At 66.1% G+C, this 20,920-nt stretch carries 19 protein-coding genes and 1 riboswitch; of the genes, 9 read left to right on the top strand and 10 right to left on the bottom strand.

Features of this window, described 5'->3' with window-relative positions; all coding sequences use genetic code 11:
- Positions 1-45 precede the first annotated feature (45 nt).
- Both ribB and AC1DCU_RS20605 read right to left on the bottom strand, forming a co-directional pair.
- Entirely contained in the window at positions 46-1,146 is a 1,101-nt protein-coding gene (gene ribB, locus AC1DCU_RS20610) for a 3,4-dihydroxy-2-butanone-4-phosphate synthase (protein WP_032978962.1), read from the bottom strand.
- Positions 1,143-1,745, bottom strand: a complete 603-nt coding sequence (locus tag AC1DCU_RS20605; RefSeq protein ID WP_442251763.1) for a riboflavin synthase — start codon at positions 1,743-1,745, stop codon at positions 1,143-1,145. Before AC1DCU_RS20605 ends, ribB begins: the two co-directional genes overlap by 4 nt.
- A 77-nt stretch (positions 1,746-1,822) precedes the next feature.
- A riboswitch (FMN riboswitch) is annotated at positions 1,823-1,969 on the bottom strand.
- 243 nt (positions 1,970-2,212) lie between these two features.
- On the opposite strand from AC1DCU_RS20605, the gene AC1DCU_RS20600 reads away from it, so the two are divergent.
- From AC1DCU_RS20600 to AC1DCU_RS20590, 3 genes are all read left to right on the top strand, one after another.
- Positions 2,213-2,836 carry an outer membrane beta-barrel protein gene (locus tag AC1DCU_RS20600; protein WP_025876645.1) on the top strand — a complete coding sequence of 208 codons (624 nt, stop codon included), beginning with the start codon at positions 2,213-2,215 and terminating at the stop codon, positions 2,834-2,836.
- A gap of 149 nt (positions 2,837-2,985) precedes the next feature.
- On the top strand, positions 2,986-3,867 hold the full coding sequence (locus tag AC1DCU_RS20595) for a hypothetical protein (protein ID WP_442251762.1): 882 nt from the start codon (positions 2,986-2,988) through the stop codon (positions 3,865-3,867).
- 7 nt (positions 3,868-3,874) lie between these two features.
- Positions 3,875-4,501, top strand: a complete 627-nt coding sequence (locus AC1DCU_RS20590) for a hypothetical protein (protein ID WP_442251761.1) — start codon at positions 3,875-3,877, stop codon at positions 4,499-4,501.
- A gap of 197 nt (positions 4,502-4,698) precedes the next feature.
- On the opposite strand, the gene AC1DCU_RS20585 is transcribed toward AC1DCU_RS20590, so the two are convergent.
- Entirely contained in the window at positions 4,699-5,988 is a 1,290-nt protein-coding gene (locus tag AC1DCU_RS20585) for a hypothetical protein (RefSeq protein WP_442251760.1), read from the bottom strand.
- On the opposite strand from AC1DCU_RS20585, the gene AC1DCU_RS20580 reads away from it, so the two are divergent.
- A complete protein-coding gene (locus tag AC1DCU_RS20580; protein WP_442251759.1) occupies positions 5,987-6,853 on the top strand; it encodes a hypothetical protein in 867 nt (288 codons plus the stop codon). The two genes, AC1DCU_RS20585 and AC1DCU_RS20580, sit on opposite strands and share 2 nt — an antisense overlap.
- The gene (locus AC1DCU_RS20575; RefSeq protein WP_478013625.1) at positions 6,850-7,389 is read left to right on the top strand and encodes an energy transducer TonB; all 540 of its coding nucleotides are present in this window, start codon (positions 6,850-6,852) and stop codon (positions 7,387-7,389) included. The genes AC1DCU_RS20580 and AC1DCU_RS20575 overlap by 4 nt, the downstream gene beginning before the upstream one ends.
- Before the next feature lie 304 nt (positions 7,390-7,693).
- Here AC1DCU_RS20575 and ribD read toward each other — a convergent pair whose 3' ends face one another.
- The 6 genes from ribD to glyA all read right to left on the bottom strand — a co-directional run bounded on the left by ribD (position 7,694) and on the right by glyA (position 12,372).
- Complete coding sequence (ribD, locus tag AC1DCU_RS20570; protein WP_313282606.1) at positions 7,694-8,779, bottom strand: bifunctional diaminohydroxyphosphoribosylaminopyrimidine deaminase/5-amino-6-(5-phosphoribosylamino)uracil reductase RibD; 1,086 nt, start codon at positions 8,777-8,779, stop codon at positions 7,694-7,696.
- Between the two features lie 241 nt (positions 8,780-9,020).
- Positions 9,021-9,542 (bottom strand): transcriptional regulator NrdR, encoded by a 522-nt coding sequence (gene nrdR, locus AC1DCU_RS20565; protein WP_089238721.1) that lies wholly within the window; start codon positions 9,540-9,542, stop codon positions 9,021-9,023.
- Positions 9,543-9,636: 94 nt separating this feature from the next.
- On the bottom strand, positions 9,637-10,068 hold the full coding sequence (locus AC1DCU_RS20560) for a hypothetical protein (RefSeq protein WP_099841897.1): 432 nt from the start codon (positions 10,066-10,068) through the stop codon (positions 9,637-9,639).
- An 86-nt stretch (positions 10,069-10,154) separates the two neighbouring features.
- Positions 10,155-10,592: a hypothetical protein gene (locus tag AC1DCU_RS20555; protein WP_442251757.1), complete on the bottom strand. Its 438-nt coding sequence runs from the start codon at positions 10,590-10,592 to the stop codon at positions 10,155-10,157.
- 30 nt (positions 10,593-10,622) lie between these two features.
- Positions 10,623-11,051 carry a hypothetical protein gene (locus AC1DCU_RS20550; protein WP_442251756.1) on the bottom strand — a complete coding sequence of 143 codons (429 nt, stop codon included), beginning with the start codon at positions 11,049-11,051 and terminating at the stop codon, positions 10,623-10,625.
- A gap of 67 nt (positions 11,052-11,118) precedes the next feature.
- Positions 11,119-12,372, bottom strand: coding sequence for a serine hydroxymethyltransferase (gene glyA / locus AC1DCU_RS20545; protein WP_025876660.1), 1,254 nt, complete (start codon positions 12,370-12,372; stop codon positions 11,119-11,121).
- Between the two features lie 278 nt (positions 12,373-12,650).
- Here glyA and AC1DCU_RS20540 point away from each other — a divergent pair, with 278 nt between their 5' ends.
- Positions 12,651-15,851 (top strand): autotransporter domain-containing protein, encoded by a 3,201-nt coding sequence (locus AC1DCU_RS20540; RefSeq protein ID WP_478013626.1) that lies wholly within the window; start codon positions 12,651-12,653, stop codon positions 15,849-15,851.
- Positions 15,852-15,963: 112 nt separating this feature from the next.
- Here AC1DCU_RS20540 and AC1DCU_RS20535 read toward each other — a convergent pair whose 3' ends face one another.
- Entirely contained in the window at positions 15,964-16,440 is a 477-nt protein-coding gene (locus tag AC1DCU_RS20535; RefSeq protein ID WP_025876662.1) for an RcnB family protein, read from the bottom strand.
- A 252-nt stretch (positions 16,441-16,692) separates the two neighbouring features.
- Between AC1DCU_RS20535 and ettA the strand changes: the two genes are divergently transcribed.
- From ettA to AC1DCU_RS20520, 3 genes are all read left to right on the top strand, one after another.
- Positions 16,693-18,357, top strand: a complete 1,665-nt coding sequence (ettA, locus tag AC1DCU_RS20530) for an energy-dependent translational throttle protein EttA (protein ID WP_025876664.1) — start codon at positions 16,693-16,695, stop codon at positions 18,355-18,357.
- A 160-nt stretch (positions 18,358-18,517) separates the two neighbouring features.
- On the top strand, positions 18,518-19,834 hold the full coding sequence (locus AC1DCU_RS20525) for an NCS2 family permease (RefSeq protein WP_442251754.1): 1,317 nt from the start codon (positions 18,518-18,520) through the stop codon (positions 19,832-19,834).
- A 72-nt stretch (positions 19,835-19,906) separates the two neighbouring features.
- Positions 19,907-20,905 (top strand): DUF4434 domain-containing protein, encoded by a 999-nt coding sequence (locus AC1DCU_RS20520; protein ID WP_200867516.1) that lies wholly within the window; start codon positions 19,907-19,909, stop codon positions 20,903-20,905.
- The last annotated feature ends 15 nt before the right edge of the window (positions 20,906-20,920 follow it).

Raw genomic sequence — 20,920 nt, 5'->3', positions numbered from 1 at the left:
CCGCCCCTTTGTGGGTGCCGACCGTTGGTCGGCACACCGAGCGGGTTACGGGGTGACCGTCTCCACCACTTCAAGGCCGTACCCGGCCAGTCCGATCTGGCGGCGGGGCGTGCCCAGCACGCGCAGCTTGCCCAGGCCCAGGTCGGACAGGATCTGCGCACCGGCACCGTTGCGGCGCCACTGGCCCACATCCTTGTCCTTGCCCGGCACCACCGGCGCCGGCTGCTGGCGCAGGCGGGCCAACAGCGCTTCGCCGTCGCGCGGGGCCGACAGCACCACCATCACGCCACTGCCTTCCGCGGCGATCGCGCGCAGGGCATCGGTGGCCGCCACGCCGAAGTCATCGCGGCGCCAGTGCAGCAGGTCGGCCAGCGGGTTTTCCACCTGCACGCGCACCAGGGTGGGCGTGTCCGCATCCGGGGTGCCGCGGACCAGGGCGAAATGCAGGTCGTGGGCGATGCGGTCGCGGTAGGTGACCAGCTTGAACGGGCCGAACTCGGTGTCGATATCACGCTCGTCCACGCGCTCGACGGTCTTTTCGGTGGCCAGGCGATAGGCGATCAGGTCGGCGATGGAGCCCATCTTCAGGCCGTGCTCGCGGGCGAACACTTCCAGCTCCGGGCGGCGCGCCATGCTGCCGTCCGGGTTGAGGATCTCCACCAGCACACCGGCCGGTTCCAGCCCGGCCAGCATGGCCAGGTCGACGCCGGCTTCGGTGTGGCCGGCGCGGGTCAGCACGCCACCGGGCTGGGCAATCAGCGGGAAGATGTGGCCCGGCTGGTGCAGGTCCGACGGCTTGGCATTGGGCTTCACCGCGGTGCGGATGGTGTGCGCGCGGTCGTGTGCCGAGATGCCGGTGGTCACGCCCTCGGCCGCTTCGATGCTGACGGTGAAGTTGGTCTGGAACTGCGCGGTATTGGCCTGCACCATCGGCGCCAGGCCGAGGTCGGCGGCGCGGGTGCGGGTGAGCGGCAGGCACACCAGGCCGCGGCCATGGGTGACCATGAAGTTGATGTCGCTGGCCTTGACCAGCTCGGCGGCCATGATCAGGTCGCCTTCGTTCTCGCGGTCTTCGTCATCGACGATGACGACCATGCGGCCGAGGCGGATGTCTTCCAGGATGTCGGGAATGGGGGCGAAGTTCATGCGCGGGCTCCTTCACCCAGCAACCGCTCGACATAACGAGCGACCAGGTCGATTTCCAGGTTCACCGCGCTGCCCACGCCGGTGGCGGAGAACGCGGTATTGGCCACGGTGTGCGGGATCAGCGCCACTTCAAAGCCTTCCTCGTCCACTTCGTTCACGGTGAGGCTGACGCCGTCCACGCAGATCGAGCCCTTCTTGGCGATGTAGCGGCGCAGGGCGGCCGGCGCGGCGAAACGCCAGCGCTGGGCACGCGCATCTTCATGGATGGACAGGACCTGGCCGAGGCCGTCGACGTGGCCGCTGACCAGATGGCCGCCAAGGCGGTCGGTCGGGCGCATGGCACGTTCGAGGTTGATGACCGCACCTTCGGCCAGTTGGCCGAGCGTGGTCAGGCCCAGGGTCTCGGTGGACGCATCGGCCTGGAAGCTGCCGGCGTCGAACGCGATGACGGTGAGGCAGACGCCGTTGATGGCGATGCTCTCGCCCATCTGCACGTTGTCGAACGGCAGGCTGCCGACGTTGAAGGTGAAGCGGACATCGCCGCCGATGGATTCGCGTGCGGCCAGACGGCCGACGCCTTCGATGATTCCAGTAAACAAGTAACGTTCTCCGCGAAAAGTGAGCGAAAAACGCCGCAAGGCAAACAGGCGGGCGCAGGGCCGCAAAGGCCCTGTGGCACCGTCTTCTTTCATCCGGACTATGACCGTCGGCTCCGGCATTGGACCGGATCTGCTGACCCCCGACGGTAAGGCCGGGGCGCTCGCGGGCTCGTGCTTGCGCACCTACCGCCGGTGGGGAATTGCACCCCGCCCTGAAGACGTTTGTGTACCGGCGAACCGGCCCGCCAAGTGTAACAGCCCGGGCTGAACGGGGCCGAATGCCCCCGGGGGTCGGACCCCTTTCCGCAGGAAAGGGCTCTGCCCCCACCCGGGCGCGTCCAGGCCTGTGACGGCCGTCGCTCGCATTTCGTAAAACTTTCATTAAAATCGGCGGTCGGACGACATGAGGTCGCCACGGACTGCCGCACAGGTGGGCCGCCAATGGACTGAAATTCACAGGAATTCCCATGCGCAAGATCCTGATCGTGGCCGCCCTGCTGGCCGCTGCCCCGTTCTCGGCCTCCGCCGACGCCCTGAGCTATACCTACGTCGAAGGCGGCTGGACCCAGGTCAAGACCGACGACGACGTGTTCAACGACCCGAAGGTTGATGGTGGTTACGTGCGCGGTTCGATCGCGCTGGCCGAGCAGGTGCACGTGTTCGGCGGCTGGAACTACGGCAGCAAGTCGTACGACTACGACTACGGCTCGATGAAGCTCAAGCTGAACCAGCCGGAGCTGGGCATCGGTTACCACATGCCTTTCAGCGACCGCGTCGACTACACCGCCGACATCGCCTGGGTCCGCCAGCAGGCTGAAATCACCGTCAAGGACGTGGACTACGGCCGCTTCAGCGTGAAGGACCACACCAACCTGGTGCGCGCCACCATGGGCCTGCGTGGCAAGCCTTCGCGCATGACCGAAGCCTGGATCAAGGCCGGTTACATGGACGGCGGCAATGAATTCAAGGGCACCTGGGTCGGCACCGTCGGCGGCCAGATCAACTTCACCCGGACCTGGGGCCTGGTGGGCGAGATCTCCGGCTACCGCGACGTCACCCAGTACTCGGCCGGCGTGCGCGCCAGCTTCTGATTGCCCGATCCTCGTCGTGCGATCGAACGGGCTCCGCAAGGGGCCCGTTTTTTGTTGGCCGTCGCGCGCAATACGCTTGGCTGCGGCACGCCATCGAATGCAATGACAATTGCGCTAGGCTTGCCGCCCTCTGGAACAGGAACACCGTCATGAAGACCCCGATCCGCGGCCTGCTGGCCACCGCACTGCTGTGCGCCCCGATGTTCGCCGCGGCCGCCCCGGCGCAGCTGACCCCCGAACAGACCTTCGATCTGTACGCACGCGCATTGCTGGAAGACGATGCCGCCGCCACGCGCACGCTCAACGATGCATTGAAGCCGGCCTTCGACGGCCAGGATTCGGTAACGCCGGTGCCGGGCATGATGGCCCAGGCCCTGGCCGAGCCGTGGCAGACGGTGCTGGCCGTGGCCGGAGTGAAGGGTGATCCCGCAGCGGCGGAAGCGATGTACGCCAAGGCGCTGAAGGCCTCGCAGTGCCGTGCCACGCGCAGCACGGTGGAAGACAACGAATTCGTGGACGACCAGAAGATCGCCAAGGTCGATTTCAGCTGCCAGCTGGCCGACCTGGGCAGCGTGCAGCCGTTGTTCCTGGCCAGCCTGACGGGTGAGGACAAGGCTCCGCGCGCGCGCTTCACCGAGGCCTATACCCAGGCCCTGCAGAGTGGCCCGCGCAAGGCCGTGACCGGCACCCTCACCCTGTACACCGCCAAGGACAAGGGCTACTGGTACAGCAGCAACTTCGATGATCTGGTGGGCCCGGTGCTGGATGCGCTGGCGCCGTTCGATGGCTGGATGCAGGACGTTGAAGCAGCCAAGGCACCGAAGGTGACCGGCGTGCCGGCCTGCGATCTGCTGCTGCAGCAGCACCGCAGCTGCGTGGCGAAGATCGCACCGGACCAGATCAGCGGTGTGGATGCGATGACCGAAGAGTTGAAGGCCAAGACGCAGGTGATGTCGGCCGAGGAAATGACGCAGGAGTGCAAGGCACTGCGTCCGATGGCCGAGATGATGTGGACCGACGAATGCGCCTGAGAGGGTCATGTTGAAGACATGGGGGCTGGCAGCGCTGCTGCTGGCCTTCAGTAGTGCGCGGGCAGGTTCTGCGGCATTGCCGGACGCGCAGATATTCGACCTGTTTGCGCAGGTGATCGTGCACGGCGATGCGCCTGCACAGCGTGCGTTGGCGCAGTACATGCAAGGCGACAAGGGTGTGGCCATCGCTGCGGCCCTGGCCGGTGTGAGCCACCTGGACGACGCACCGGAAATGGCCGATTGGCCGCAGGCGGCGGCCGCGCTGCGTGCGCGGCAGGCCTCGGTACGATGCACGACCGACAGCGTGCAGTACCCGCACGGGCCTGACGGTGACAGTGCCTTGGTGGACTACCGTTGCACCCTGCCGGATCTGATGGCGCTGCTGCCCGTGTATCGGCAACACCCGGTGCCGTTCAATGGCCCGCACCCGCCACAGATGGCGCCGGCACTGGCGGCGGCGTACACGCAGCTGCTCGCCGATGCGCCGGATCGGGAGCGGAATGTCACGCTGGCCTTCGAACGCGATCGCGGCGGTCGCTGGCGGGCAGACCCCTCGCCGCTGATGGGGACACTGGCCGATGCCTTCCTGCCGTTCTTCGAGTGGAACGAGCACCCGCCCGGCGAGGATCGTTGAACTGACGAAGGGGACGGAGAGGATTATGTCGTTTGTGGCAAAAAAGAACTTAATTCCCTCCGCCCCCTTTTTCATGGCCGCAGCAGCAGGCGCAGGTCGTCGCCCACTTGGCCGCGCCCGATCACCGCGATGATGTGGAGCGACCCGTGCGTACACACTTGCAATACCGGACGGCGCCCAGCGATTCCGCGCCATCGTCATTCTTCGTCATCATCATCTGGATCCTCGCCGAACTCCGGTCGATACTGCAGGTACTCACAGCCATGCAGCGTTTTGCCGGGCCTCCAATCGCGCGCGATGCGTGCGCGGTTCTCCAGCCAGCCATCGGCGGCAGTGTCGGTATCGTGGAAGCCGACGAAGGCGACGTCGTCCCAGCCCTCATACGGAGGGAGATCCCATTCGCCTGCCAGGTCCCCGGCAATGTTTCCATCAAGTTCTGCATAGAGGGTCTGACCGACCTTCATGAAACGCGAGACAGGCCTGCCGGCGATCATGACCGGCGCCGGCGGCGTCCACCAGCGATGGCCGTCCTCGTCCTCCCCATCCTTCCAGCCTTTGAAGCGCGCGTCAGAGGTATGTGCAGACATGCCCACCGCCCAACCGGCAGTGTAGTTGCGCAGCGCATCGGCCTTGCAGGTCAGCACATCGTCCAGCTCGGTGGCGATGTCCATGCCCGGGGCGAACACCACATCTGGCTCCTTGCCACGCCTGCGCAACTGCTCAGCGCGCGTGTCGAAGCCCTCTTCGCACCCAACCAGGATGGCGTCCGGATGCGTGGATATCCGCGATGCCACCAACAAGCGCGTATGCAGTCCGCCATCACCGCTATTACGCAGCGACAGAGTCCTCTGGCGAATATGCGGGGCCATACTGACGCTTAGCGGGTGCAGCTCCAACTGCCGCGATATTTCGTCCAACGGTATGCCATCGATGATGGCCATCGTGGCGCCAGAGAGGACGGCGATGCGGCGGATCGAATGGCCGAAAGCAGTAATGGGGGCCGGCAGTTCCACTTCGTGCAATGAAGGGTTGGCCTGCTTGCCTACCTCCCAGTCGCGAAAGGCCGCCTGCGGAGGTTCTCCACCCAGTGCGACCCGCCACAGGTTGCGACGCACAGGCTTCTTGACCGCAGCCGGCGCACGGCACTCGATGACGGCTACCAGATCATGCAGGGCCTGCTCAACGGTCAGTTCATCAAGGGGTTCTTCACGGTCGTCATTGGCCAAGGATGTCGCTGGAACCAGAAGGGCCAGAGGAAGAAGCACAGACAACGCGAGGACTCGATATGAACGCGACAATGCACTGGCCTGCAAAAAACGGCCCACCACTGTGCCCGCCGGCTCCGCGTAGAAGAATAGGAAAGTTTTCAAATCTTCTCGGCGGCGTGCTTCGGAAGCATGGGTCCAGTTTTTCAGACTAATTGCATGGACGCAGGAACTGCTCCCCGAGATCCTCGGGCATCGTTCCGATCGACCAAGTGCTGACATGTTGAAGCCGATTCTTGCCCTGCTGCTGGGCACTCCCCTCGCGGCTGCTACCGCGGCGCCCGCCGCACTTTCGCTGGAAGATTCCTTCGATGCGCATGCGCGCGTCATTACCCAGAATGATGAGAAGGCCAAAGCCGCTCTGCGCAACAGCCTTCGCACGGCAGATGCAAGCGACATCGCCGACATCGTCGACGAGCTGTACGCTTTCGAAAATCTGGCGGCTGGTTTCGAGGAGCCTGCAGCCAGCATCATCAGCGCACGTCGCAAGACCATCCACTGCCTTGCCGACAGAATCGAAAAGAGCAACTCGTCCGAACGCGGCATCGTGGACTACCACTGCACGCTTCCCGATGTTTCCGCTGCGTTTGGGGCCTACCGTGACGCCAAGGCACGACATCGCTCAGGAGAGCAGAGCTTGGAGGGGGCCAAGGCATTCCTGCAAACGTATGCAGCCATTCTGCGCGATGCGCCTGACACCAGGTACGAGGCGCGAGCGGAATTCTCGCGCGTTGGCGACAACGGACCATGGGCCAGTATCGACATGGGCCTTCTTGGGCTGGAGCTCTTGAAACAGCTGATGCCCTTCCAGGCATGGGACGAGCGGATCGAGGCGGAAGCGGTCACCGCGTACTCTGGCATTCCCGTATGCGACCTGATGTTGGATGCTCAACTGAAGTTCGCCGAACGCTATGATCCGGATAGCCCGCTGCAACGTGGCACCACCCTGCAGGATGCCGTGGAAGAAAAGGTGAGAACGCTGGGGCCGGAGCTGGCCGCTGCCTATTGCCGGGGAACCCATGAACGGAACCGCGCGCTGTGGGAAGGCTATCGCAGTGAGCCGCCTGCGGGGCCGGTGACCGAGTGAATCTGCGCAGCACGGTTCTTCTGTCTGCGCTGGCCGGACTGGGCGCATGCGCACCGCCACCCGCCGGCGGAGTCGGGCCCGAGCAGACCCAGAGTCGCCTGCAGACCGAGAAGCCAGGTTGCAGGGAAGACGACGACGTTGTGACTTGCCTGCAGCGCTTTGCCTCAACGCCGACCCGGACCTTCACCGCACGCGCCGACTGCAGTGTATTCACCGAGCGCGGCGACAGCGTCTCGATCGAGCCCACCACCCGCGCTGCGCGCCGGGTTGTTTTTCCCGTTAGGGCTCGCGAAAGCGGCATGGTGCGCCTGCAGATGCAAGTAGACGCGGGTGGCCGCCTTCTGGATGTTCGTGTGGTGCAGTCCAGTGGCAATGCCCTGCTGGAAGCTGCCGCGATGGACGCCGCACAGGAGTGGTGTTACCTGCCCGCACACCGTAACGGTCGCGATGAGGGCGGCGCCGTTGAGGCGGTGTTTCGCTTCAACGTGATCCGCGGAGCCAAACGTGACAACGAATCATCCAAGCAGACGCACTGATGGCGGCAGGAGCAACGAGCGGTCGATTGGCAGCGCCGAGGAGACACCTGTGCTTCCTGCTGGGCGTTCTGTGGTGGAACACATCTGCTGCTGCTCCCTCGCCCGAGCAGGCATACACCCTGCAGGTGCTGGCGGGGCTGCTACCGCTGGATGTGTGGGACGCACGCGGGGTGGATGAGGATACCTCTGAACTGTGCAGATTCCGCTGGCAGAGTGTCCGGGCACTTGAAGCAAATGCGCCGACCAAGGTCGGCATCTACCAGGGCAAGGTGGATCCACGTCATGCGTGGATGAACGTCTCGCCTTACACCCGCAACAGCAACCTCAGATCATCCCCCACTTGGCGCTGGTCGACCACATGCAATCGACGCTGTTGGTCCATCACGTCGATGCCGAGGTCGGCCAGCAACGGGCGGCCGCTGTCGCCCAGCAGTGTTGGCGCCTGGTACATCAGCAACTCGTCCACCCAGCCACCACGCACCAGCGCGCCGGCCAGGGTTGCACCGGCTTCGGTGTGCACCTCGTTGATGCCGCGCTCGGCCAGCAGTGCCAACACCGCGCCCAGATCAAGGCGACCGTGGCGGACGGCTACGCTGGCAAAGGCCGCGTCGGCGGCGTCGGGCGGGCTGATCATTGCATCGTGCAGGTACAGCGTGGGCGCCCCACCCTCGCGCACACGGCTGCATTCCAGCGAGCGCAGGCGTGAATCGAGGACGACGCGCAGGGGCGGCATGACTTCAGTGTCAGCCAGGCGTACGGTCAGCATCGGGTCGTCGGCGATCACGGTGTCGGCGCCGGTGAGGATCGCGCCAGCGCGCGCGCGCCAGTGCTGCACATCTTCGCGAGCGGCGGGGCCGGTGATCCACTTCGAGCTGCCGTCGGCCATCGCGGTACGGCCATCGAGGCTGGCGGCCAGCTTCACCCGCAGCCACGGACGACCGCGCTCCACGCGCGACAGGAAGCCCTTGTTGAGTTCCCGCGCCTGTGCCGCCATCAAGCCCTCGGCGACCTCGATGCCGGCGTCGCGCAGCAGGTCGAAACCACCGCCATCGACTTTCGGGAACGGGTCGCGCATCGCCGCGACCACGCGCGACACGCCGGCCTCGATCAGCGCCAGTGCGCACGGCGGCGTACGGCCGTAATGCGCGCAGGGTTCCAGGGTGACGTAGGCGGTGGCACCGCGCGCGTCGCCGCCCGCTTCGCGCAGGGCGAACACTTCGGCATGCGGGCCGCCAGCGCGCTGGTGCCAGCCCTGCCCGACCACGCGCTCGCCATGGGCGATCACACAGCCGACCATCGGATTGGGACGGGTGGTATAGGCACCGCGTTCGGCAAGCCGCAATGCGGCGGCCATGTGCAGGTGGTCAAGGACGGTGAACGATATGCTCATGCCGCCATGGTACCGCCGTCAGCACGGTGCCAGCCAAGGTTGACAGAGCCCAGTAGATCCACGCCATGCGTGGATGGGCGGCACGGCACCAACCAAGGTTGGCAGAGCCCAGTAGATCCACGCCATGCGTGGATGGGCGGCACGGCGCCAACCAAGGTTGGCAGAGCCCAGTAGATCCACGCCATGCGTGGATGGGCGGCACGGCGCCAACCAAGGTTGGCGGCTACCGAAGCAGAGGCCGTCAGCCCTTCTTTTTCTTGGTGAGGGCAATCACATCGCCCAGCAGTTGCAGTTGCTCGGTGCTGGAAGGCAGGTCGCGTTCGAGCTTCTCGATTTCTTCGCGGAAATCGGCCACGTCCTCAAAGCTGCGATAGACCGAGGCGAAACGCACATAACCGACATGGTCAAGCTTGCGCAGTTCGTTCATCACGAACTCGCCCACTTTGATCGACGGCACTTCGCGTTCGCCGCTGATGCGCAGCTGATGCACCACTGCGCGCACCGCCGCTTCAATCTTCTCTTCCGGCACCGCACGCTTCTGCAGCGCACGGTCGAAGCCGGCGCGGACCTTGCGGGCATCGAATGCTTCGCGGGTGCCATCGCTCTTGACGATGGCCGGCAGCTTCAGTTCAACGGTTTCCAGGGTACTGAAGCGTTCGCTGCACGCCTCGCACTCACGCCGACGACGAATCGTCGCGCCGTCTTCGGAGACGCGCGAGTCGATGACCCGTGTATCGGCATGCTGGCAGAAGGGGCAATGCATTGAACGCCTGGCTCAGGGGAATACCTGCTGCCACGGTCGTGGCAGCGTCGCAACGGTACCTGAGAAGGGGCCAAGCAGCAAACTCCGTTTTTCTTCACTCGCGCCCGCTGGCTTTCGACAGCCATCGGAAGTGGCAGGCGAGGCTGATCCAAGGAGCCCCCCAACCGATTGCCAGTATCAGCAGTATCGGATCCACTCCAAAACTTGAAACTGTTATCACCGACGCGGACACAGCCTGAGCAGCTGACACTAGAAACAGCGTCCCCAGCACCGGCGCGGCGGGCTTCAATCCATCCGGTCCGCGCATCTGCCACGTGTTTGCGAGCTGGAAAACAAGCGGGATCGCCGTCACAGAGAGCAGACCCCACATCGCAAGCAATGCAAGAAGTGCGCTGTTGTCACCGCCGTGCGCCCATACCCATAGGAACAGCAGCGAACCCAACAGGCCAGCCAACGCGCAGGGAATGGAGAAAAGAAGGCTGTGGAGAAGCAGGTAGAGGCCGTGTCGGCGGCGCGAGGATTGCATCGGGGGCTCCTTCCAGTAGGTCGGAAGACCCTAGTCCTGACACCTGCGGCACACCATGCAATTTCTCTGAAACTTCCAACCGCCAGTCACACAGCGTCGGTCGCACCCCGCCGCAGCCACACCAGATGCGCAGTCGGCACCAGCAGCGGCACGCCCAGTACCAGATAGCCCAGTACCTGCCAGGGGCTGCCGGCAAACAAGCTGAAAAGCACCACGCCGATCACCGCCAGCGCCGCCATGGCGCCCAGCGCCAAGCCGATCCAGGGAATACGGGCGGTGTGCCGCAGGCCATCGCGCCCGCGCTTCAAGTAGCAGATGCTGAGCCACAACCAGGCCAGCAAGCCGATCACACCCGCCAGCGCCCACAGCAACAGCACCGCACCTTCGTCGCCGCGCATCAGGCCGTGGCGGGTCAGGAAGGTGTAGATGCCGAAGCCGGCGACGCCGCCACCGGCCACCAGTGCAGGCAACCCCAGCAGCAGGCATTGGGCGATATACAGGCGTTTGTGCAGGCGCTCATCCATGCGTTCGAATCTCCTTGCTGGCTGCTTGCTTCACGTGCGTGGTCGCAGCCACAACAGCATGGCGGCCGGGACCAGCAACGACGGCCCCAGCAGCAGCAGACCGAAGCCTTCGCTGCCGTGGGTGATGCCCAGCCACAGCCCCATGCCCAACAGCGGCAGCGCCGCCAGCATGCCAAGCAGCAGCGCGCCCCACTGCGCCCGGCTGCGCGCATGCAGTGCGCTGCGCCCTGCAAACAAATATCCGCAACTGAGGTCCAGCCAGGCGATGCAACCGGCGAGTCCGGCCAGGCCCCACAGCAGCATCAATGCCTGCCCGGGCAGGTTGACGGTGCCGTCGGCAAGTGAAAGCACGCTTCCGGCCATGGCCAGTACCGCCATCGCCCCACCAAACAGCACGCTGGGTGCGCCCAACGGCACAGCCAAGGCTGCATAGAGATACCTGAGGCGGCGCTCATCCATGCGCGGGTACTCCGGTGCCGGGGCCAGAACCCTTCCCGCAGGGAAGGGCTCCGACCCCAGTGCCCGATCAACCGTAGACCGGGTACTTGCGGCACTGCGCGCTGACCGCATCACGCACGCGGGCGATCACGGCCTCATCGGCCGGGGCGTCGAGCACGTCGGCGATCCAGTTGGCCAGGTCCACGCAGTCCTGTTCCAGGTAACCGCGGGTGGTCACCGCCGGGGTGCCCAGGCGCAGGCCCGAGGTCACGAACGGCGAACGCGGGTCGTTCGGCACCGAGTTCTTGTTGACGGTGATATGGGCCTTGCCCAGTGCGGCTTCCGCGTCCTTGCCGGACACGTCCTTGCCGATCATGTCGACCAGCATCAGGTGGTTCTGGGTGCCACCGGAGACGATCTTGTAGCCGCGCGCGATGAGCGTGTTGGCCATCGCCTGCGCGTTCTTCACCACCTGCTGCTGGTAGGTCTTGAAGCCCGGCTCCAGCGCTTCCTTGAAGGCCACGGCCTTGCCGGCGATGACGTGCATCAGCGGACCGCCCTGGATACCCGGGAACACGATCGACTGCAGCTTCTTGACCAGGTCCTCGTCGGCGCCCTTGGCGACGATGATGCCGCCGCGCGGGCCGCGCAGGGTCTTGTGGGTGGTCGAGGTGACCACGTGCGCATGTTCCAGCGGGCTCGGGTAGACGCCAGCAGCAACCAGGCCGGCGACGTGCGCCATGTCGACGAACAGGTAGGCACCGACCTTGTCGGCGATGGCGCGGAAGCGCGCCCAGTCGATCACCTGCGAGTAGGCCGAGAAGCCGGCAACGACCATCTTCGGCTTGTGCTCCAGGGCCAGGCGCTCGACTTCGTCGTAATCGATCAGACCCTGGTCGTTGACGCCGTACTGCACGGCGTTGAACAGCTTGCCCGAGGCGTTGACCTTGGCACCGTGGGTGAGGTGGCCGCCGTGGGCCAGGCTCATGCCGAGGATGGTGTCGCCCGGCTGCAGCAGCGCGAAGTACACGGCCTGGTTGGCCTGCGAACCGCTGTGCGGCTGCACGTTGGCGTAGTCCGCATCGAACAGCTGCTTGAGGCGGTCGATCGCCAGCTGTTCGGCGATGTCCACGTATTCGCAGCCACCGTAGTAGCGCTTGCCCGGGTAGCCTTCGGCGTACTTGTTGGTCAGCTGGCTGCCCTGGGCTTCCATCACCGCCGGGCTGGTGTAGTTCTCGCTGGCGATCAGCTCGACGTGGTCTTCCTGGCGCTGGGTTTCGGCGGCGATGGCCTTGGCCAGTTCGGGATCGTAGGTTTCGATGCGGACGTCACGCGGGAACATCGGTTACTCCAGGCAGGGAGGGAACAGCGGGGCCTGCGATTGTAAGCGGGCTGGAGGGCCCGGGCGACCGCAGCGGAAGGGGCTTGGGCATTGCGCTGTGGCATGATGTGCTGGCGCGCCTGCGTGTGTAATCCGCAGCGGTGTTGGGCAGCGACTCCATTCCCGGAATATCCGGAAGTGTGACCCGCTTCCTTGCAACTCTGAATTGTTTATATTCAGAAACCTAAAGCCCTCCCCTGCGCGGCCGATACGCCCTGTCCATACAGGGGAAAATCCGCGTGACCCATTCGCACCAAGCTTCGCCGGCAATGACGCTGGCACCGCGTCGCACTTCCGGCGCCTCCCGTACTCTTTCCACCAGTCTGCTGGCCCTGGCGATCGGCCTGGCCATGAGCGGCCCCACCACGGCGATTGCTGCGACGGTCACCGTGCGCGATCCGAGCCAGCTCGATGGCAACTGGTATGTGCCGGGTGCGTGGAGCAACGGCGATCCGAACCTGACTGTCGAGAACCACGCCTACATCGACAGCGTGACCCCGGTCGTGGTGGATGCGATCAGGGCTGATTCGTGGCGCGTGGACATCGGCCATGGCGGCAGCGGCGAGCTGTTCATCCAGAACGGCGGCGTACTGGAAAGCACTGCCATCTTCATTGCGACGCTGGCCGGCTCGACCGGCAAGGTCACCGTGACCGGCGCCGGTTCGCAGTGGATCGGCAACAACAGCATCGGCGTCGGCCATGAAGGCAGCGGCTTCCTGGACGTGCTTGATGGCGGCCAGGTGATCAACGCCCAGGGCACGTGGGTGGCCTCGGAAATGGGCAGCAGTGGCGTGCTGACCGTGTCCGACAAGGATTCGCGCTTTGCCACCGACCAGATCCACGTGGGCGCGCAGGGCATGGGCACGGTGAACGTGCGTAACGGTGGCAGCTTCCAGACCGGCATCGCCCGTCTGGGCAGCTACAGCAGCGTGGCCCGCGGCGAAGCCACGGTGACCGGCAAGGATTCGAGCTGGTTGAATAGCAGTGACCTGCTGATCGGCGTTTCCGGCACCGGCACGATGACCGTCGCCGACGGCGCCACGCTGACCGTGCAGGGCAGCACCCTGCTGGGCCAGCAGCGGCACACTCCGGGCGTGCCCGATGGCGTGCTGGTGCTGACCGGCGCGGGCACCACCGCCACCACCGGCTTCATCGCCGTGGGCCAGAACGCGGTGGCCGAACTGAATGTCTTCGACGGCGCCGCACTGACCGCAGGCAACGTGGGCGTGGGTGAGAACACGCAGGGCGAAGGCAGCTTCCGCGTGGCCGACGCTGGCAGTTCGGCCAGCATGGGCCGCCTGACCGTCGGCAATCAGGGCAACGGCAGCGTGTCGGTGTATGACGGCGGTGCGCTGACGGTCAACGACGCGCTGGGCCTGGCCGGCGCCAGCGGCAGCCGTGGCTCGCTGACCATTGGTCGGCAGGGCACGTTGAACCTGGCCGGCGGCCTGATCTACCAGGGCGCCGGCACGGCCAACGTGCTGATTGCCGATGGCACCCTGCACCTGACCAGCAAGGCCTTCACCAGCAACGTTGAAATGGCGCTGGACGGTGTCGCCACGGTGGACACCGACCAGGTCGATGCGATGTTCAGCGGCCGCCTGACCGGCACCGGCGCACTGCGCAAGACCGGCAGCGGCACGCTGACCACCCATGCCAACAACAGCTACAGCGGCGGTACCCGCATTGAACAGGGCACCCTTGTGCTGGCTGGCAACGGTGCGATCCGTGGCGCGGTGGACGTGGCATCGGGCGCGACGCTGCAGCTGCAGCGCAATGGCCAGACCCTGTTCAACAACGTGCTGTCCGGCGCGGGCGATGTGGTCAAGCTGGATGCGGGCCTGCTGAGCCTGTCGGGCGACAGCAGCGGCTTCACCGGTACCACGCGCGTGCAGGCCGGCGCGCTTGACGTGCATGGCCGCCTGGGCGGCCTGGCCGACCTGGGCACTGGCACCGAGCTGAGCGGTGACGGCCAGCTGGGCAACGTCGTCATCCGCGACGGCGCCACCCTGGCACCGGGTTCGGCCACGGCCTTCGGCATGCTGTCGATGACCGGCAGCCTGCTGATGGAGAACGGCTCGCGCTACCTGGTGGACCTGGGCGCCGATGGCGCCGGCGACCGCGTGCAGGTGGGCGGCGGCGCAACGCTGCAGGGTGGCAACACGGTGGCCATCGCCAGCGAGGGTGACTGGCAGCCACGCAGCCGCTACACCATCCTGAGCGCGACGCAGGGCGTGCAGGGCACGTTCTCCGGCGTGAGCAGCACGCTGGCCTTCCTGACCCCCACGCTGGACTACGACGCCAGCAACGTCTACCTGACCCTGGCCCGCAACGATATCGCCATGCCGGATATCGATCTGGCCTTCCCCGATGTGGTGGTGAACCCCAACCAGAAGGCGGTGGCCGGCGCGGTGGAAGCGCTGGGCAATGGCAACGCCGTGTATGAGGCGGTGGTACGGCTGGACCTGGCCGAGGTGGTGCCGGCCTTCGACAGCCTGAGCGGCGAGATCCATGCCGCGCACCGCGGCGCACTGCTGCAGAACCGCTTCCTGCACGAGGGCATCGACCGCCATCTGGACGGTGCCACGATGGGTGCCGAGATCGCCCCGGGCGTGCACGCCTGGATCGGCGGCAACGCCGGCCAGCGCCGCACCGATGCCGGCGCGGACAACACCGGCCTGCGTTCGTCGCAGCACGGCGTCATGGCCGGTGCCGGCTGGCGCCTGGGTGAATCGCTGGAAGTGGGCGTGGCCGCCGGCCAGCAGCAGCTGGTCAGCCGCCTGGCCCAGCGCGATGCACGCAGCGAAACCGACAGCACCGAGTACGGCGTGTACGGCCAGTACCGCTGGCAGGGCCTGAGCCTGCGTGCAGGTGTCAGCCGTGCCGACTACCGCACCGACAGCACGCGCACGGCACAGGTCGGCACCCGCCTGGACGAAGGCCTGTCCGCCCGCGAGGACGCCACCGGCACGACCGCGTTCCTGCGTGCCGGCTGGACCTTCGGCGGCGCGCGCCTGCAGCTGACCCCGGAAATCGAAGTGGCCCAGGTGCGCCTGGAAAGCGACGGCAGCCAGGAACACGGCGGCCACAGTGCCCTGCAGTGGAACAGCGGCAGCGCACGTTACCGCACCGGCCTGGCCGCGCTGCGCGCGGACTGGGACATCAGCGGTGGCCAGCGTGATCGTGCGGCGCTGACCGCGCGCGCAGGCTGGCAGGTGGCTGGCGGCGATCGCCTGCCGCAGGTCGATGCACGCTTCGTGGAAGGCACGCAGGGGTTTGCGATCAGCGGTGCGCCGCTGGCCCGCCGCAGCGCGCTGGCCCAGTTCGGCGTGGCGGTGAGCCCGACCGACAACAGCCGCGTGGCGCTGCAGATGCAGGGCCGCCGTGGCGATGGCCAGCGCGATGTGGGGGCGCAGCTGGACTGGTCTGTGGCGTTCTGACCGGGAGGTTGGCCGGTTGAATGAAGAAGGGCGCCTTGTGGCGCCCTTCTTTTTTTTTTCCGATCAGGTCAGAGCCCTTTCCGTTGGAAAGGGATCCGACCCCGGCGCTGCATCAACGGTTGTTGATGATGTAGTCGGCGATGATGCCGGTTGCCACGGCCACCAGCAGCATGTTGCCGCGGTCATCGCGGATCCAGTGGTGGCCGGACGGCGGGCGGCGCAGGTGGTAGCGCGGGTAGTCGTTCACCACGTAGATCGGGCCGCGGTAGTAATCGCGGTAGCGGTGGCCGCGCTGCCAGCCATAGCCATAGCCGGGCCGGTAGCCCGGGCTGTAGACCACGCGCGGCGGCGGCGGTGCCGGGCGGTAGTAGCCATGGTCGTAGCGGCGGTCGTGGCGGTAGTCACGGCGCGCTTCACGGCGGTCGCGTTCCCAGTCGCGACGGTCGTGGCGCCACTCGCGGCGATCTTCGCGCCATTCTCGGCGGTCGTGGTCGCGACCACGGTGATCGTTGTCGGCGAAGGCCGGGGCGATGGCGCCCAGCGCCAGTACAGAGGCCACGGCGCCGGCCATGAGTCGATGGATGTGCATGGGAGACCTCTGCTGGGTGGGTGGTGAGCCCATATTGCGCATTCGATCTGAACCGTTTCCGGCTGGAAACGCTTCCCGCTGCGGGACTGTGACGGCCCATTCAGTCCTCGGCCAGCCCCGGGCGCTGCGGACGGCGCGGGGCGTAAGCGGTTCCGGCTATAATTGGGGGTATTCCATTCAGTCTGTGCCCGCTGCCGCAACGGGAAGTTCCCCGTGACGGACCGGGCGCAGGGTCGCGCCTACGGAGACCTCATGTCCTCGCAATACATCTACACCATGAACCGCGTGTCCAAGGTGGTCCCGCCCAAGCGGCAGATCATCAAGGACATCTCGCTGTCCTTCTTCCCGGGCGCGAAGATCGGCCTGCTGGGCCTGAACGGCGCCGGCAAGTCCACCGTGCTGAAGATCATGGCCGGCGTGGACACCGATTTCGAGGGCGAAGCCCGTCCGCAGGCCGGCATCAAGGTTGGCTACCTGGCGCAGGAACCGGAGCTGGACCCGACCAAGACCGTGCGTGAAGCGGTTGAAGAAGGCGTGGGCGAAGTGCTGCAGGCACAGGCTGCGCTGGATGCGGTCTACGCCGCCTATGCCGAAGAAGGCGCCGATTTCGACGCGCTGGCCAAGGAACAGGAGCGCCTGGAGGCGATCCTCGCCGCCGGCGATGCGCACACGCTGGAAAACCAGCTGGACGTGGCCGCCGATGCGCTGCGCCTGCCGCCGTGGGATGCCATCGTCGGCAAGCTGTCCGGTGGTGAAAAGCGCCGCGTGGCGCTGTGCCGCCTGCTGCTGCAGAAGCCGGACATGCTGCTGCTCGACGAACCGACCAACCACCTCGACGCCGAGTCGGTGGAATGGCTGGAACAGTTCCTGGCGCGCTACACCGGCACCGTCGTGGCGGTCACCCATGATCGCTACTTCCTGGACAACGCCGCCGAGTGGATCCTGGAACTGGACCGTGGCCGCGGCATTCCGTGGAAGGGCAACTACACCGACTGGCTGACCCAGAAGGATGAGCGCCTGAAGCAGGAAGACAACCAGGAAAAGGCTCGCCAGAAGGCGATCCAGAAGGAACTGGAGTGGTCGCGCCAGAACGCCAAGGGCGGCCGCACCAAGGGCAAGGCCCGTCTGGCCCGCCTGGAAGAGCTGCAGTCGGTCGATTACCAGAAGCGCAACGAGACCAATGAAATCTTCATCCCGCCGGGCGAGCGCCTGGGCCAGGCGGTGATGGAATTCAAGAACGTCTCCAAGAAGTTCGGCGACCGCCTGCTGTTCGACAACCTGAACTTCCTGGTGCCCTCGGGCGCCATCGTCGGCATCATCGGCCCCAACGGTGCCGGTAAGTCGACCCTGTTCAAGATGATCACCGGCCAGGAAAAGCCGGACACCGGCGAGATCGTGGTCGGCCCGACCGTGCAGCTGTCCTACGTGGACCAGAGCCGCGACGCGCTGGAAGGCAACCACAGCGTGTTCCAGGAAATCGCGGGCGGCCTGGACATCCTCAACATCAACGGCATCGAGATCCAGTCGCGCGCCTATATCGGCCGCTTCAACTTCAAGGGCCAGGACCAGCAGAAGATGGTCGGTTCGCTGTCCGGTGGTGAGCGTGGCCGCCTGCACATGGCCAAGACCCTGCTGCAGGGTGGCAACGTGCTGCTGCTCGACGAACCGTCCAACGATCTGGACATCGAAACCCTGCGTGCGCTGGAAGATGCGCTGCTGGAGTTCCCGGGCAACACCTTCGTCATTTCGCATGACCGCTGGTTCCTGGATCGCATCGCGACCCATATCCTGGCGTTCGAAGGCGATTCGCACGTGGAGTTCTTCCAGGGCAACTACCGCGAGTACGAAGAAGACAAGCGCCGCCGCATGGGCGACGACGCTGCGCCGAAGCGCCTGCGCTTCAAGGCGCTGAAGTAAGCAAGAACGAAAGGCCGCGCTCGCGCGGCCTTTCTCTTTTCGGTAGGTCACCACCGTTGCTGGTGACGAAAGGCGTACCGACCAACGGTCGGTACCCACGTTCTGCATTCGGGTAGGTCACGAACCTTGGTCGTGACACCTTATTGTCGTGAGATCCTCCATGTCCCTGTTCGAACGCCTGTTCCAGCTGCAGCAGCACGGCACCACCGTGCGCACCGAACTGCTGGCCGGTGTCACCACCTTCCTGACGATGTCCTACATCGTCTTCGTCAATCCCGAGATCCTGGGCACCACCGGCATGGATGCTGGGGCAGTGTTCGTGGCCACCTGCCTGGCCGCGGCGCTGGGCTCGGTGGTGATGGCGCTGGCGGCCAACTTCCCGGTGGGCATGGCCCCGGGCATGGGCTTGAATGCGTTCTTCGCCTTCACCGTGGTCGGCGCTGCCGGGCTGCCCTGGCAGCAGGCGCTGGCGGCGGTGTTCATTTCCGGCCTGGTGTTCCTGGTGCTGTCGCTGACCGGCGTGCGCGCGTGGCTGGTGTCGGGCATTCCGGCGTCGTTGCGGTCGGCGATCGTGGCCGGCATCGGCCTGTTCCTGGCCATCATCGCGCTGCAGAAATCCGGCGTGATCATCGGCAACGAGGACACGCTGGTGGCGCTGGGCCCGCTCAATACCGCGCCGCCGCTGCTGGCACTGGGCGGCTTCCTGCTGATCGCGATCCTGGAAGCGCGGCGTGTGCGCGGTGCGATCCTGATCGGCATCCTGGCGGTGACCGCGGCCGGCTGGGCGTTGGGCGATCTGCAGTACCACGGGCTGGTGTCGTTGCCGCCGAGCCTGGCGCCGACCTTCCTGCAGCTGTACCTGCCCGGCCTGCTGCACCACAACGGCGGCGCGCCGATCGCCGTGCTGCTGCAGGTGGTGCTGGTGTTCGTGCTGGTGGAAGTGTTCGATGCCACCGGCACGCTGTATGGCGTGGTCGGCCGTGCCGGTCTGCTGAAACTGCCGGGCGCGCAGAAGCGGTTCGGCCGCGCGCTGCTGGCCGACAGCACGGCGATTGTGGCCGGCTCGCTGCTGGGCACCAGCAGCACCACCGCCTTCGCCGAAAGCGCCTCGGGCGTGCAGGTGGGTGGCCGTACCGGTTTGACCGCACTGGTGGTCGCTGCGTTGTTCCTGGCCGCGCTGTTGTTCTCGCCGCTGGCGGCAATGGTGCCCGGCTATGCCACCGCGCCGGCCCTGCTGTTCGTAGCCGGACTGATGCTGCGCGAACTGGTGGAAGTGGACTGGAGCGACCTGACCGAATCCGTACCCGCCGCGCTGTGTGCGCTGGCGATGCCGTTCACCTATTCCATCGCCAACGGCCTGGCCTTCGGCTTCATTGCCTATGCTGCGCTGAAGGCCGGCACCGGCCGCTGGCGCGAGGTGCACCCGGCGGTGTGGCTGGTGGCGGTGTTGTTCGTGCTGCGTTACGCGCTGGAGTGATCCGGCGGGCGCATGTTCATCGTGCGTGGCCCGGTTCACCCGTTGCGAACGGTGCTCTGGGATGATGACTGCATGTCCACGCCCCTGCTGCCTCCCGATCCATCTTCGCCGCTGCGCCGGCGCCTGCTGCGCGCTGCCCTGCTGGCGCCCGTTGCGGCGGCATTGACCACCCTGCCCGGCTGTTCGCTGCCGGAACAGGTGGACGGCACCTTCCTGCAGCCGTGGCGCAGCCACCTGCAGTGGCGCATGGCCGATTGGCAACGCTCGCTGCAGCTGGCACGCCGACTCGGCTGCAGGCAGCTGGTGCTGCAATGGAGCGGCATCGTCGGTGGCGCCGAGGGTGATTGGCAGCTACCCGATACCAGTGTGCGCATGCTGTTCACCGCAGCCTCGGAAGCCGGTATCGCGGTTCGCGTCGGCCTGCCGTTCCAGCAACGCTGGTGGCAGGCCATCGGCGGAGACGACGCCGCACTGCAGGCCTTCTTCGCCGACAGCCTGACGCAGGCGCGGGCCTGGCTGGCACAGGCGCCCTGGTCTCGCCTGCAGGCATTCAATGGCTGGTACATCCCCTACGAACTCGAGCAGTACCACTGGGCCGATCCCGCCCGTCAGCAATGGTTGGCGCAGTGGCTGCACGGCATCTCCCAGGCGGCGGTCGAGCGTGGTGGCGACTGCGCGATCTCCTGCTATTTCAGCCGCCTGCAGACCCAGGGCGACCTGGTAACCCTGTGGGATGCCGTTCTCGCGCAGGCATCGGTCAGACCCATGGTGCAGGATGGCGTGGGTGTTGCCGGCGCCGGCAACGTACAGCAGCTGCAGCCGCTGCTGCAGCATCTGCGCACGCGTGGCGTGGCCTTCGATGCCATCGTCGAACTGTTCCGCGAGCTGCCCGGCGAGAACAACGACGGCACCCAGTTCAAGGGCGAAACCGCTGATGCCGCCCGTATCGAGCGACAGCTGGCCTGGGCGCGCGACAGCGGCGCCGAGCACGTGCTGGTGTACGCGCTGGACCCTTGGCTGTCGCAGGACACGCCGGAAGCGGCCGCATTGCGCAAGCGCTGGGGGATCTGACCCCGGTACCGACGC

It is taken from the genome of Stenotrophomonas sp. 10L48 (genome assembly GCF_056395105.1).
This window is presented reverse-complemented; position numbering and strand designations above follow the sequence as displayed.

What these genes read in the sequence shown, in the direction of transcription:
- ribB (WP_032978962.1), bottom strand. Translation starts at nt 1,146, where the DNA reads ATGAACTTCGCCCCCATTCCCGACATCCTGGAAGACATCCGCCTCGGC.
- AC1DCU_RS20600 (WP_025876645.1), top strand. Translation starts at nt 2,213, where the DNA reads ATGCGCAAGATCCTGATCGTGGCCGCCCTGCTGGCCGCTGCCCCGTTC.
- AC1DCU_RS20595 (WP_442251762.1), top strand. Translation starts at nt 2,986, where the DNA reads ATGAAGACCCCGATCCGCGGCCTGCTGGCCACCGCACTGCTGTGCGCC.
- AC1DCU_RS20590 (WP_442251761.1), top strand. Translation starts at nt 3,875, where the DNA reads ATGTTGAAGACATGGGGGCTGGCAGCGCTGCTGCTGGCCTTCAGTAGT.
- AC1DCU_RS20580 (WP_442251759.1), top strand. Translation starts at nt 5,987, where the DNA reads ATGTTGAAGCCGATTCTTGCCCTGCTGCTGGGCACTCCCCTCGCGGCT.
- AC1DCU_RS20585 (WP_442251760.1), bottom strand. Translation starts at nt 5,988, where the DNA reads ATGTCAGCACTTGGTCGATCGGAACGATGCCCGAGGATCTCGGGGAGC.
- ribD (WP_313282606.1), bottom strand. Translation starts at nt 8,779, where the DNA reads ATGAGCATATCGTTCACCGTCCTTGACCACCTGCACATGGCCGCCGCA.
- nrdR (WP_089238721.1), bottom strand. Translation starts at nt 9,542, where the DNA reads ATGCATTGCCCCTTCTGCCAGCATGCCGATACACGGGTCATCGACTCG.
- AC1DCU_RS20560 (WP_099841897.1), bottom strand. Translation starts at nt 10,068, where the DNA reads ATGCAATCCTCGCGCCGCCGACACGGCCTCTACCTGCTTCTCCACAGC.
- AC1DCU_RS20555 (WP_442251757.1), bottom strand. Translation starts at nt 10,592, where the DNA reads ATGGATGAGCGCCTGCACAAACGCCTGTATATCGCCCAATGCCTGCTG.
- AC1DCU_RS20550 (WP_442251756.1), bottom strand. Translation starts at nt 11,051, where the DNA reads ATGGATGAGCGCCGCCTCAGGTATCTCTATGCAGCCTTGGCTGTGCCG.
- glyA (WP_025876660.1), bottom strand. Translation starts at nt 12,372, where the DNA reads ATGTTCCCGCGTGACGTCCGCATCGAAACCTACGATCCCGAACTGGCC.
- AC1DCU_RS20535 (WP_025876662.1), bottom strand. Translation starts at nt 16,440, where the DNA reads ATGCACATCCATCGACTCATGGCCGGCGCCGTGGCCTCTGTACTGGCG.
- ettA (WP_025876664.1), top strand. Translation starts at nt 16,693, where the DNA reads ATGTCCTCGCAATACATCTACACCATGAACCGCGTGTCCAAGGTGGTC.
- AC1DCU_RS20525 (WP_442251754.1), top strand. Translation starts at nt 18,518, where the DNA reads ATGTCCCTGTTCGAACGCCTGTTCCAGCTGCAGCAGCACGGCACCACC.
- AC1DCU_RS20520 (WP_200867516.1), top strand. Translation starts at nt 19,907, where the DNA reads ATGTCCACGCCCCTGCTGCCTCCCGATCCATCTTCGCCGCTGCGCCGG.